Below are 12,706 nucleotides of genomic sequence, written 5' to 3'. Positions count from 1 at the left end.
CGCGCATCACCTCACTGGCCCGCGCATCCTCCGTGCCGATGACGATACGGTCAGGGCGCTTGAAGTCGGCAATCGCGGCTCCTTCGCGCAGGAACTCGGGATTGGACACAACGGCAATGTCTTTGCCGGGGAATTCGTCGCGGAAGATCCGCTCGATCTCGTCGCCTGTCCCGACTGGCACGGTCGACTTCGTGACGATCACCGTAAAGCCACTGACGGCCGCGGCAATCTCGCGGGCGGCCGCATAGACATAGCTGAGGTCAGCGTGACCGTCACCGCGGCGCGAGGGTGTGCCCACAGCAATGAACACGACATCGGCAGCGGCCACCGGCGCGGCGAGATCGAGAGAAAAATCAAGACGCCCTGCCGAGCGATTATGCGCAATGATGGCTTCCAGCCCCGGCTCGAAGATCGGCACCTCGCCGCGCTCCAAAGCCTCGATCTTGGCCTCGGACTTGTCCACACAGGTCACATGATGGCCAAAATCTGCAAGGCAAGCCCCCGAAACAAGCCCAACATAGCCCGAGCCAATCATCACTATACGCATAGTATTGTCTCTTTTCTTGTGCACGCAGCCACAATAAGCGAAAGTATTGCTGCAGTGCAGCAATCGATCATTTCTTTATTGTCTGGCTTTTCTTCAGGCAAGCCCAGGTCCGGCAATATTCTCAGCAAGCACGTGCCGGAAACGCCCATCCCTTTGACGGTTGCTCGAAGCGCTTCAGAAGCAAATGCGAAAGAAAAAGGAGACGGCCTTTGCCGCCTCCTGTAATCGATCGAGCAATTTTTAGAAATTGCGCAGAGAATCTCTGCCGCTGCGGACAGACGTGACAGCGTTCGAGGTGCTCGTAACTGTCGACGTGACGTTTGTGACAAGCGAAAGGAACTTCGAAAGCTCGTACGAACCCGAATTGTCAACATAGACAATATCCTTGTTCGCAAGATAGAAGTTTTGCGCTGCGAAGTAGGCGCTCGGATTGCGGAAGTCGATCTGGAAAATGACCGGAATGTCCGTCTGGCTGACCGGGAAGCGTCTCAGGTCTATCCGTGCAGCAGAGAGTACTTTGCGATCCATCACGCGATAGATAAAGACCTTCTTTGCGTCGGCGCGCGTATCGTCGATACCGCCCATTTTGGCGATACCTTCAGCCAAAGTGATACGAGCAGATCCGAAGTTGATCTTCGTGGAAGCCCCAGTTGTCCCTGAATTCGTCGCGCCAAAAGCCAAGAAGCTTTCTGCTTCACGATAGAGATAAATCGTATCGTCGGGGTGAATGTAGATGTTCTCCTTGGCGTCTGCCAGGATATCATCGAAAAACATCGTCGACTTAGTGCGACCGCGCTCCAACGTCACATAGGTTTCGTAGCCTGGGCTCGCCGGTCCGCCGGCGCGAGCTAGGACGTCGATAATGCGATCTCCGGCCGGATTGATGTCGATCCGCGCCGCGGCACGGACGTCACCCACCACGGACACTTGGCTTGAGCGTTGATTGGCGAGCGTGATCATGACCTGCGGTTCAATGGCGCGGTTTGAAAGCTTGTCGGCAATCTCGTTTTGTACGTCTGTGATCGAGCGCCCTGCAAATTTGATCGGCCCGGCATAGGGCACATTCAGTTCACCTTTCCCATCGATCTGCTGTGAAGGGAATGTGACGAAATTTCCAGGACGGGCACCCGCGTCGGTTGGAATAAACAGACCGCCTGTCTGTGCTTCGAAGACAGTAACCTGAACGACGTCGCCGACGCCCAACTTCAGCTGCGGCGCAATGCTACGTGCATTGCCAAAAGTCCCGAACAGCGAGCTCTTCTTGGGGGAGCCAAACGTATTTACAGCATTGCCATCAACGTCGATCAGAACGTAATCGAAGATGGATTTGGTCTTGGCTCCGGGCACCGTGACCGCGGCGTTTGCCTTGATGGCCTGGGCTGTCGGTCCTTCTTTCGCAAGTTCCTGGCAGCCAGCCAGCGCTACGCCACTCAATAGTACGATGCCGGCCTTCAAGGCGCGTCCGCGAAGATTTCGCACGTTTGTCCCCTTCACATGCACACTTAAGCAATGACTTATCGGTTCTGTACCTGTAACGCCCATGTCTCGGCACAGATTAAATCAATGCTCAGGCCTCATTATTAACATCGCCAACTGAATCCAATCTAAAAAATAGAATATGATGAATTTATTTTTGATCTTTATTAAAGTCCGAAGCAAAACTGCCACGCATTTATCGTTTTGGCCTTTGTAGTCAATTTTTAGTTGTGCGGATATGCTTACATTCTGAGTAAAACGTGACAAATATGTCGCGGTCGTTCTTTGAATGCGGCTGACGGATCGCGCACACCTCCAGCGTAATCACGTACAACTCTCTGTAAGTTCAGGAAAGCACGTTGGCCTCGTTCTGATAGATCTTCAGCACTGTAAGCTTCCCGCTGACATAAGCGCCCGTATCTATTCCGATGCGACCTGGTCCAAATGAAGGTTCACGAAAAGGCGTGTGCCCGTGAACAAATGTAAACGGCAGATTTGGACCCATCGAAATGAATGGCTCTCTGATCCAGAACAGATCTTCATCGGACTGGTTCTCCAATGGAATGCTGGGGCGTATGCCAGCATGAACGAAGACATAGTTCCCAATTTTGAAATAGGCCGGCATTTTATTAAGGAGGTCGATGTGGGTGGTAGGAATAAGGTAGAGCAATTCGGCCTGTAGCATCTTTGCCTCAGCTTTTGTTCCGGCGCAGACATAGTTGCCGTCCATTCCATAAGATGTGAGCGTCTCACGGCCCCCCATTTCCAGCCAGTCGAGATTTCCACGGGGATCGTTGATGAAATGCAGGAAGAGTTCGTCATGGTTGCCGCACAGAGGAAGACGTCTCACGCCTTTCGGGGGTGGAGATAGCAGGTGATCGAGCACCTGTGCAGAATCTGGCCCTCTGTCTACATAGTCTCCGAGCAAGACGATAAAACCTGGGATTTTGTTCTTGTGAATGTCGTACAAGATGGCTTGCTCAGCCTCTTGTAAAAGTTTTAGGCAGCCGTGCACATCGCCCACTGCGTAGATTGCATAAGGGGGGGTATTGCTTCCGAGATCGATTCGCGGCCGCTGGATGGAATCGTTGCTCTTCTCGACAGTTTTTTTCTGCAATGCGTTCAGCAACCCTCTCATCATCAACCCCAAGCCCATACCACGGTAGCAAAGCGTCAGTGCCTCGTTTTGTACGCGTACAGAATTAAGCAAATCTGATGCCAGATAAAATTATCTTGTGGAAGCTGCAGGTTAACGGTATTGCGTTTTACTTTTTCCTTCAAGTTTTTACGAAAATATCTTGAAGAGATGACTGAGAATTAATTAAAAACTGCAGCATTAACTCAGCCTTTAAGAGATTGTTTACTTTTTAGTTCTCTCCTTCTAAAGAGAATCCATCAACTATTCATAGTTATTATTGAAAGCTAAGATATGGTCGTCCTCAGATTGGGAGTATTTGCTGTCGCTGCGAGCCTTATGCTTTCTTCCGTCGGCAATGCACAAACCGCGAACGTTGCGAACCAGACAGCTCCAGCTGGCTGGAACCTCCCCGCTGAGCTTGTGTCGAAGCGTCTTTCTGACGACGCCTTAAAGGCTGCAAACGGTAATTTCGGAAATTTGCTCAAGAGCACACCTGGAGATGCCGGTCGCATTCCCGGCCTGACTGAGAGCTTCGTGCTCACAAGCCCGACAAGCCTGCCGCAGGTCGTGAATTACGCAGTCCAGTCGACGACAAATGAAGAGACTGCGGCTGTCGGCCTTGGCCTCTGCACCACGACCTCATCGCTTATGAATGCTGCGAATAATCCTGCATCTCCGCCCTCTCAGGCACAGGCTGCTCGCGATCTCGCGCGAAACATTTTGAGCAGCATTGCTGCTGCGTCGCAGACCAGCGCCCGTACCAATCAAGCTATTTCCACAAGCTTTGGCGTGTCGGTCAACGCGAATGGCGGTGTGGCGGTGACATGCAAGGCCTTAAATGGTGAGGTGGTTGCGACCACCGCTGTCTCGCCGGCTGCAGCAGGATCCAACGCGGGTCTCGGCTCGCCGGTGACGGGTGGGGGTGACCCAACGGCAACCGTTGGATTAAATGGCGATCAAGCAAATGGCGGCGGCTCGCAAAGGCACATTTCTTTCCCCTCCTTTGCGACGGCTCTAATTTTTGCCGCGAATAACATCTCCTCGACAACGCAGACTGTTGCTGTACCAGGCCCAGAGGCTGGGGCGGGAATTCTACCCGTTGCCGGAATGGCGTATTGGTTCGCTATGCGGAGAAGGCGTGCGTCACGAGATGTTCGCCAGGCTTGAGGTTTTGGCTTCCACTCAAACTGTATGGAGCGATGATGCAGGCCTCTCGGGTCTGCATGTTTTTTTCGATTTGCACGTATCGATGTTAACTCAAAAATACAAATCTGAGAAAAACCTAACAAGAATGTAGTATACAGCAGCTAAGTCACGGCTTGAGTGATTGGGAAAATAAAGCGCCGCAAGTAACTTTGAGCTTTCTTCAGGGAATTCTCAGTGGCTGATTAGGCGCCGTAAAGGGCAAGTTTCGGAAGGCTAGATTTATATGCGTGTATCGTTTCACGTGGCGTGCGCTCTGTTGACTACTTCGTTGATTGTGGCTCTGCCCTCCCTTGCCGCGCAGACTCAAATTGCACCAGCTAAGAGCAAATCGATTGCTGCGCCATCTGAGGCAAGTGTACGTGACTGGTTGACTTCTCTTGGTCAGGATGGAGCGCAGGTCACAAACGCTGGCATTAGTTCGGACGCTAATACAGACACAGTGACTGTCAGCAATCTTGTCGTCGCGGAGCCCTCTCAAGCTCAGGCTGCGAGCGGTGCGTCAATCAGAATAGAAAAACTTGTTTTGACCGCCTTTTCAGGTGATCAAGATGGCTACCGATTTTCTCAGGCCGATGCTTCAAACGTTAGTGTCAGCGCAGATGGCGGTGGTTCCAAGCTTCTCGATCTTTCTCGGTTGACCGTTGGCAAAAGCTTTATTCCAAAGCTTTCCGAATTCAAACCCGACGCTCAAAAGCCCGTTACGAGCCAGATCCGTTTCTTGTCGCTTCTATCGAAAGCTTCGATTAACGAAGCGACAGCTTCAAAGCTTAGCATCGGCTCTGACTTAAAGGCGGATACGGCTGTCATCGGCGTCGTTGCCAATGGAGCGGTTTCGAAAATCACGTTGACGAATCTTTCTGGCAGCGCCAGCACTGCAGAAGAGGCTGGCACGCAGAGCAGTGATGGGTTCAATGTTGCGGAACTTTCTCTAAGCAACGTCGATCTCGGCGCATATATCAAGCTCTTCGATGAGAGCGCTTACCTCGCGGCAGGAACGAACAAGGCTTGGAACAGCTTCATCGGCGCTGTTTCGGTTAAAGGACTGTCGGTTCAAGACAGCGGATCGTCTTTTGGCCTTGATCAGTTGCAACTCGGCGCGATGAAGGTTCGGCAGTTCCCCGAGAATATTACACCTATCTTTGATAATGTTGCTCGAGATCCGACCTATTTACAGAAAAATCCGGCTGACGCCGAACGAGTGACAAGCTACATCCAGCAATCCTTTTCGTTCGAAAAGGCTGAAGCTTCCAAGTTCGTCGCCAATATCGCAAGCGGTAACGACAAGACCAGAGTTGAAATTTCAGCTGCCGCGCTTTCCAATCTTACGGCGACGCATGTCGACCATCTGGAATTCAGCGCAGCGAAGGCCGAGGGGGCTGGTGGCAAATTCAATCTGCGCACCATTCGGCTTGACGATGTCAATCTCGTCCCCGGAACCACAGAAGGTAGTGCTACAACGGAGCCTGTGCGCAGGTCGATCCCGACGGTAGCGCACATCTCCGCTGAAGGGATTGATGCTCAGGTGGCGGGTGCAGCGATCGGCCTTGAAAGGCTGGATCTCGACATGTCGTACTTCATCGGCGCTGTTCCAACAAATATCAAATCCAGTGTCCAACATGTGAAATTCGCTGTCGCACAAATTGCCGATCCTGGATTGCGACAGACCCTCACAGACCTTGGTTACCAAAATGTGGATTTGTCGCTTGAGCTCTCGGCGGCTTGGCAAGACGCGGTTTCAGCAATCGCTTTTGACACCGTCAAGATCTCAGGTGTGGATATGGGAACGCTGAACCTGTCCGGTTCGATCACAGGTATCACGCGCAAGAGCATGGAAGACCCGACCAATGTCTTAGGTCAAGAAGTTGCCGCCGGCGGCGTTCGGAACTTCCGACTTTCATTCGAGAATGCGTCGCTCTTCGATCGGGTTTTAGGTCAGATGGCAAAGGCCAACAACAAAACACCGGAAGAGCTAAAGAGCATCCTCTCAACGAACATGCCGGCTATCATGGGACAAATACCATCCCCGACAATCCGAAATAAATTCGTGTTTGCTGCGATTTCTTTCATCAATGCACCGCGTATTATCGAGCTTATTTCCACAAGTGGAGATGTAACACCGATAAAAGACGTTATAGCATCCACTAGTAATCCATATCAAATCCCGTTGGTTCTGAAGCTTGATGCTAGTGCTAATGAGCGAAAGTAACCTTCTTTATTTTTGCTGTTGGACAAAAACATAGAGTTTCCTTTATCATAAGACTTAGTTTATCAAGTATACGCTTGGTGGTTGTAAGAAGCTCTGGAATCTTTCCGGAATGCAGCAGTCCGCATTAACCTCAAGAACCAGGATGCCTCCCAAGGATGTTGAACCAGCCAAATTTCCAATTCGGAACGAACGCGGAAGATGCCGAGAGGTCACAGCGTTCTTTTCAGAATCCCCTTACAGGCATTGACTTATTAGGTGCCGCCAGGCGTCAGATTTGGGTTATCGTCTCTGCAATTTTCATCGCAGTCGTCCTCGGCATTTTGTACTTAATACAGGCGATTCCGACGTATACATCCTCCGTAAGCATTCTCATTGACGCAAAGAATGTGGGGATGGCGGCAAGTAATGCTCTTGAAGGCTCTTTGACTTTCGAAACCGGGGCCGTTGATAGCCAACTTCAGATACTGACGTCTGACAAGCTTGCCAGCAATGTTGCACAGCGGCTTGGTTTGCAGAATAACATGGCTTTCCTTAAACCGCAGGGCTCACTATTTTCCCAGTCTATCGGCGCGATCCGGAGTGGTATTGAGACCGCTGTTCAGGTTGTGACGGGTAGTCCATCTCCACCTTCGGTGGAGAGCCTGCCAGAAAATCTGCGGGTAGTTCTTGCCGCGAACATACTTCAGAGTAATTTGAAAGTTCAGCGGATAGGGCGCACCTATGTCTTTGAGATAGACTACAGCGATGCAGATCCCGCACTGGCTCAGTCGATAGCTGGGCAGTTTGCCAACGCCTATTTGGAGGATCAGCTTGACTCGAAGTTCGATTCGACACGTCGAGCGACAAACTGGATGGAAGAGCGCATCAGAGACTTGAAGGCTCGATCTCTCGCTGCTGATGAAGCTGTTCAAAAATACCGCGCGGACAATAACTTGATTGCAGCGTCCGGCAGGTTGATTGATGAGCAGTCATTGACTGACGCGACGACACAACTTACCGCAGCAAAAAGTTTGCTGGATACTGCCAGCGCGAGATACCAGCGTCTGAAGCAGATTATTGATACCCAAGATGTTAACGGTAGTTTGACAGAGTCCTTAAGCAACCCGAACGTCGGGGCTCTACGGGCCAAATATCTCGAGGCTGCCAAGTTAGCGAGCGAGATCTCGGCAAGATACGGTGATAGTCATCAGGCGGCCGTTAAGGCGCGCAAGGACATGGCTGAATACACGCGTCTCATATTCGAGGAACTTAAAAATCTGCTTCCCGGTTATCAGAGTGACGTGGCCATTGCTCAAAGCAGGGTAAACAGCATCCAAAGCACGATTGATCAGTTGAGACAAACGAGCAATGTTAATGACAGCGCGATGGTCAAGCTGAGAGCGCTCGAGCAAGAGTCCGATACTCTGAAGACACTTTATTCCAGCTTCCTGCAGAAATCGCAGGAGCTTCAACAGCAGCAATCGTTTCCTGTGACCGATGCGCGGATCATCAGTGAAGCGTCTATACCGCTTCATCCAACGAGTCCCAGAAAACCTTTGGCTATTATGGCTATGCTATTGCTTGGTGCGATGGTGGGTTCGGCAATCGCATTCTTACGCGAGTGGCAAGATCGAGGTTTCAGAACAGCAGTTCAAGTTCGTGATGAACTATCACTCGAGTTTATCGGCAATATACCAGCCATTGATTTAGTCGGTAAGCCTATGAAGAACAAGCTAGATCGTGGCTTAATTGACGAACGTAATACTCGGGCATTGACTGTTGTCGACAATCCGGTGCTTCAGAAAGTCGTGGATGAGCCATTCTCTCAGTTTTCAGAAGGAATTCGGGTAGTTAGGTCAAAAATTGCATCGGAGTTTCCTAGAAAAAAGGGCGTGGTCATTGGGGTGGTCTCGATGTATCCCGACGAAGGCAAGTCGACTGTAGCAAAGAACCTTGCCTCCTCTTTTGCAGTGCAGGGAGCTTCGACACTTCTGATTGATGGTGATCTACGAAACCCGAGCCTCACGCAGAGCTTAGTCAGTAGTGTTAAGCCGGGTCTCATTGACGTACTAAGCGGCGAAGTAGCGTTGGCTGAGGTTATCACCGAGGAACGAGAAAGTGGTCTTCATTTTCTGCCGGGTGTTGCAAAGCGGCGGCAGGCTAATGACGTCTTCGGCAGCGTTCGTGCTCATGAGTTTATCGAGCGTGTACGCGGTGAGTATGACATAGTCGTCATTGATTTTCCCCCTGTCGGTGCATTGAATGATGCGCTTGCTGCGGATCCAGTTATAGATGGATATCTCTTTATTGTTCATTGGGGGGCGACCCCGCGAAAGCTCGTCAGAGAATTCATGAACAACCATACGCAGTTTGCCGATAAGACAATTGGGGTTGCACTCAATAAAGTCGATCTTGCGCGGCTCGGCAGATATGGTGAATATCAAGGCACTGCACAGTACGCATCCTACAGCGCCAAGTATTTCTCGAAGAAAATCTAATGTGCGCCTCTCCAGGTTTGATATCAGGATAGAAAATGCAATCTTTATTAGATAGGCCGGAGATCGATGACCCGGTCCGAGCGAAGTTCTTCGCTGGCAGAGAAATTTTAATCGGGCTTACGTTGCTAGGCCTCGTAAACTCTCAGTATATAAGAATCTTTAGGCAGCTGACAAACTACAGTGTTCTGGACGCCTTGGTCTCCACGCTAGGTATTAGTCTTGTCGTCTGGGTGGCCGCGCTAAGTGTCCTTAGCACCCTAAGCAAAAGCGCATCATTTAGCTTAAATATTAAAGAGTATTCTGTATCGGCCGTCTCCTTCCTGCTGTTTATCTCACCGGTAACTGGCCTTAGTGCAGTAGGTTTGACACTTATGGGCGGCTATTTTTCCCTGTTCGGTCGCACCCCAGAAGTTAAAACTGCTATGCGCCTGCTAATTGCTCTGGCAGTTGCGGTTATGTGGGGACGATTAGCAATGAGCTTCTTTCTGCCCTACATCTTACAGATCGACGCGACGCTTGCCTCTCTTTTAACTGGTCTCGACAAAACTGGTAATCTCGTATTTGCATCCGACGGCAAAACTGTCCTTCAGGTAGGAGCAGGATGCTCCAGCTTTTTGAATGTAACCAATGCGACACTAGGATGGTTTACGGCAATGATCGTTCTTAAGGGCGTATGGTCAGTTCGTGCAGCAACTTGGCTGATCTGTTCAATCTCAACGATCATTGCAATAAACACGCTGCGTATAGGTCTAATTGGATGGTATCCAGATTATTTTTGGCTTATTCATGGTGGTATAGGTAGCAATGTCGCGAATATTTGCAGTTCAATTGCAATATTATATTTCTCTCTAAGAGCTGCTAGAAAATGAATGTCATTTTAGGTAGTGGCTTGTTAACTTGCGCGCTGGCGTTATCGCTGCTCATAAAAATTGAGTATGAAGTTGACTACTTCAAAGGAGAGCACGAGCAAATTCAAAAATTTACTCCAGAAAAGTACTTCGAAGATACGCAATTCAAATTTGTTCCTATGCCGGGGACTGGTGAGTTCATAGGTATAAACGGGAATTGTACCATTACGATTGGCGTATCTGGTCGTGATGGAGATGCCGACGCAATATTTAGATCGCGATATCCCACGCCGGAGTACAAAATTAGATATCTTTATAAAGGGGTGTTATCTACAAACCCAGGATATTTACGTGCCCAGTTTGAGCATTATGTCCAAATGTTGAAAGTTGCAGTCGGTCGGCAACCTCAAACAGACCTGATCCTGCACATTGCTATGACGGACGCGTGCCAATCTGCAGATTTCGCGCCTATAGCATGGAAGTAGAAGTTCTAGGTCTTCCGCGGTACTCTTCTTTCCTATCAAAGTCTTCAAAAATAGGCGCATTAAATATTGCTGTAGTAAATTAATAATAATGAAACAAACTTATTGCCAATAATAAGTTTATTTTGTTAGCAAAGGTAGCGTGATAGGCATGGCAATTGCATGCGGTACGGTGAAGTACCTTCGATAATCGGGCTCGTAGGGTAAAGGTATTATGGAAAATAAACACGGTACGAGCGGCAAGGTTGCGCTCATCACAGGCGTAACTGGACAAGATGGCTCTTACCTTGCAGAACTTTTGTTATCGAAGGGCTACGAGGTGCACGGCGTGAAACGACGCGCGTCGTTGTTTAACACAGCGCGGGTCGACCATATTTACGAAGATCCGCATATTGAGAACGCACATTTCAAGCTCCACTACGGCGATTTGAGCGATACATCAAATCTCACTCGGCTAATTAGGGACATCGAGCCCGATGAAATTTACAATCTTGGTGCGCAGTCTCACGTCGCTGTCAGCTTTGAAGCGCCTGAGTACACCGCTGATGTCGATGCAATAGGCACTTTGCGTCTTCTTGAGGCAGTTCGGTTTCTCGGGCTTGAGAAGAAAACTCGATTCTACCAAGCTTCAACGTCAGAACTCTACGGTCTGGTGCAGGAGACGCCTCAAACTGAAACGACGCCATTTTATCCACGCTCGCCGTATGCTGTGGCAAAGCTTTATGCCTACTGGATTACGGTAAATTACCGTGAAGCCTACGGTATGTATGCCTGCAATGGGATCCTTTTTAACCATGAGTCTCCACGTCGAGGAGAGACATTCGTAACGCGGAAAATTACGCGGGGCTTGGCAAATATAGCCATGGGTCTCGAAGAATGCCTCTATATGGGGAATATTGACGCTCTCCGTGACTGGGGGCATGCAAAAGACTATGTGCGCATGCAATGGATGATGTTGCAGCAGGATGCGCCGGATGACTTTGTTATAGCAACTGGGGTTCAGTATTCGGTCCGTGAGTTCATAAAATGGAGTGCCGCGGAACTCGGTGTCGAGCTTGAGTTTTCCGGATCCGGAGTGGAGGAGGTCGCAAGGGTTGTTGCAATAAAGGGAACTTTGGCTCCGGCATTGAAAACAGGCGACATCGTTGTTCGGATCGATCCGCGGTACTTTCGGCCCGCAGAAGTCGAAACATTGCTTGGCAGTCCGGCAAAGGCGAAGAAACGTCTTGGATGGGCTCCGGAAATAACTGCGCAGCAGATGTGCGCTGAGATGGTGGCGGAAGATCACAAAGCTGCGCGTCGGCATGCTCTTTTGCGAGAACACGGCCTCAATCTACCTGTAAGTTTGGAGGGTTGAGTGACGTTCGATTTGACCTCAAAGAAAGTGTTCGTCGCGGGGCATCGCGGAATGGTGGGCTCAGCACTTGTTAGAAGATTGGCAGCAGAGAACTGCGAAGTTCTGGTGGCAACGCGAAAAGAGCTAGATCTGACTCGGCAAGAAGAGGTCGAGTTGTGGATGGAGGGGAATAAGCCCGACGCTGTATTTCTAGCAGCGGCTAAAGTGGGTGGAATTGTTGCAAATAACAGTCTGCCCGCTGAATTCCTTTATCAGAATCTTATTCTCGAAGCCAACATTATACATGCTGCTCACAAAACAGGCGTAAACAAACTTCTATTCCTGGGCTCATCATGTATCTATCCAAAATTTGCGCCACAACCAATCGCCGAAGATTCTCTTCTAACGGGACCTCTTGAGCCGACTAATGAGTGGTACGCGATTGCAAAAATTGCCGGTATTAAGCTTTGTCAGGCATATCGGCGGCAGTATAGCGATGATTTTATCTCAGCCATGCCTACAAATTTGTACGGCCCAGGAGATAACTTCGATCTTACATCAAGCCATGTGATGCCTGCACTGATACGCAAGGCTCATGAGGCGAAAATGCAGAAACGTAGCGAGATCACGATCTGGGGCACAGGAACGCCGTTACGGGAGTTCCTCCATGTAGACGATTGCGCCGACGCATGCGTTCATCTGATGAAAAATTATTCAGATGACGACCACGTAAACGTAGGGTCTGAACAGGAGATCACTATATTTCACTTGACGGAGCTAATTTGCGAGATTGTTGGCTTCGAAGGGAAGATAAATAAGGATCTTTCGAAGCCTGATGGTACGCCCCGGAAACTAATGAGCGGCGAAAAACTCCGGGCCCTTGGCTGGAAGCCATCCATAAACCTGGAGCAAGGCATTCGTGATGCATACAGCGCTTTCCTGAAAGGCGATTATTCAGAGCGCAAAATTGAAACTGCAGTGTAGTGGTTG

Annotated in this window: 10 protein-coding genes; 7 read left to right on the top strand and 3 right to left on the bottom strand. The window is 50.0% G+C overall.

Going from position 1 to position 12,706, the window contains the following annotated elements:
- The 3 genes from VQ830_RS26770 to VQ830_RS26760 all read right to left on the bottom strand — a co-directional run.
- Positions 1-547 (bottom strand): 2-dehydropantoate 2-reductase N-terminal domain-containing protein (locus VQ830_RS26770; RefSeq protein ID WP_337270802.1); only part of this gene is annotated, 547 nt, incomplete at its 3' end.
- Positions 548-787: 240 nt separating this feature from the next.
- Positions 788-2,026: a polysaccharide biosynthesis/export family protein gene (locus VQ830_RS26765; protein WP_337271206.1), complete on the bottom strand. Its 1,239-nt coding sequence runs from the start codon at positions 2,024-2,026 to the stop codon at positions 788-790.
- Positions 2,027-2,369: 343 nt separating this feature from the next.
- Complete coding sequence (locus VQ830_RS26760) at positions 2,370-3,161, bottom strand: metallophosphoesterase (RefSeq protein ID WP_337271205.1); 792 nt, start codon at positions 3,159-3,161, stop codon at positions 2,370-2,372.
- A 291-nt stretch (positions 3,162-3,452) separates the two neighbouring features.
- Here VQ830_RS26760 and VQ830_RS26755 point away from each other — a divergent pair, with 291 nt between their 5' ends.
- From VQ830_RS26755 to fcl, 7 genes are all read left to right on the top strand, one after another.
- Positions 3,453-4,328, top strand: a complete 876-nt coding sequence (locus VQ830_RS26755) for a hypothetical protein (RefSeq protein WP_337271204.1) — start codon at positions 3,453-3,455, stop codon at positions 4,326-4,328.
- 295 nt (positions 4,329-4,623) lie between these two features.
- Positions 4,624-6,573, top strand: a complete 1,950-nt coding sequence (locus VQ830_RS26750) for an aq_1923 C-terminal domain (RefSeq protein WP_337271203.1) — start codon at positions 4,624-4,626, stop codon at positions 6,571-6,573.
- Positions 6,574-6,728: 155 nt separating this feature from the next.
- Complete coding sequence (locus VQ830_RS26745) at positions 6,729-9,050, top strand: GNVR domain-containing protein (RefSeq protein WP_337271202.1); 2,322 nt, start codon at positions 6,729-6,731, stop codon at positions 9,048-9,050.
- A gap of 35 nt (positions 9,051-9,085) precedes the next feature.
- The gene (locus tag VQ830_RS26740) at positions 9,086-9,919 is read left to right on the top strand and encodes a hypothetical protein (RefSeq protein WP_337271201.1); all 834 of its coding nucleotides are present in this window, start codon (positions 9,086-9,088) and stop codon (positions 9,917-9,919) included.
- Entirely contained in the window at positions 9,916-10,383 is a 468-nt protein-coding gene (locus VQ830_RS26735) for a hypothetical protein (protein WP_337271200.1), read from the top strand. The genes VQ830_RS26740 and VQ830_RS26735 overlap by 4 nt, the downstream gene beginning before the upstream one ends.
- A 211-nt stretch (positions 10,384-10,594) precedes the next feature.
- Positions 10,595-11,737: a GDP-mannose 4,6-dehydratase gene (gmd, locus tag VQ830_RS26730; protein WP_337271199.1), complete on the top strand. Its 1,143-nt coding sequence runs from the start codon at positions 10,595-10,597 to the stop codon at positions 11,735-11,737.
- Positions 11,738-12,700 carry a GDP-L-fucose synthase gene (gene fcl, locus VQ830_RS26725; protein WP_337271198.1) on the top strand — a complete coding sequence of 321 codons (963 nt, stop codon included), beginning with the start codon at positions 11,738-11,740 and terminating at the stop codon, positions 12,698-12,700.
- Positions 12,701-12,706: the final 6 nt, after the last annotated feature.

The sequence above is a fragment of the Oryzifoliimicrobium ureilyticum genome (assembly GCF_037199735.1).
GTDB classification, from domain to species: Bacteria; Pseudomonadota; Alphaproteobacteria; order Rhizobiales; family Rhizobiaceae; genus Rhizobium; species Rhizobium ureilyticus.
Note: the sequence above shows the minus strand (reverse complement) of the source record. Positions and strands in the feature narration are given on the sequence as shown.

What these genes read in the sequence shown, in the direction of transcription:
- gmd (WP_337271199.1), top strand. Translation starts at nt 10,595, where the DNA reads ATGGAAAATAAACACGGTACGAGCGGCAAGGTTGCGCTCATCACAGGC.
- VQ830_RS26755 (WP_337271204.1), top strand. Translation starts at nt 3,453, where the DNA reads ATGGTCGTCCTCAGATTGGGAGTATTTGCTGTCGCTGCGAGCCTTATG.
- VQ830_RS26740 (WP_337271201.1), top strand. Translation starts at nt 9,086, where the DNA reads ATGCAATCTTTATTAGATAGGCCGGAGATCGATGACCCGGTCCGAGCG.
- VQ830_RS26735 (WP_337271200.1), top strand. Translation starts at nt 9,916, where the DNA reads ATGAATGTCATTTTAGGTAGTGGCTTGTTAACTTGCGCGCTGGCGTTA.
- VQ830_RS26745 (WP_337271202.1), top strand. Translation starts at nt 6,729, where the DNA reads ATGTTGAACCAGCCAAATTTCCAATTCGGAACGAACGCGGAAGATGCC.
- VQ830_RS26760 (WP_337271205.1), bottom strand. Translation starts at nt 3,161, where the DNA reads ATGAGAGGGTTGCTGAACGCATTGCAGAAAAAAACTGTCGAGAAGAGC.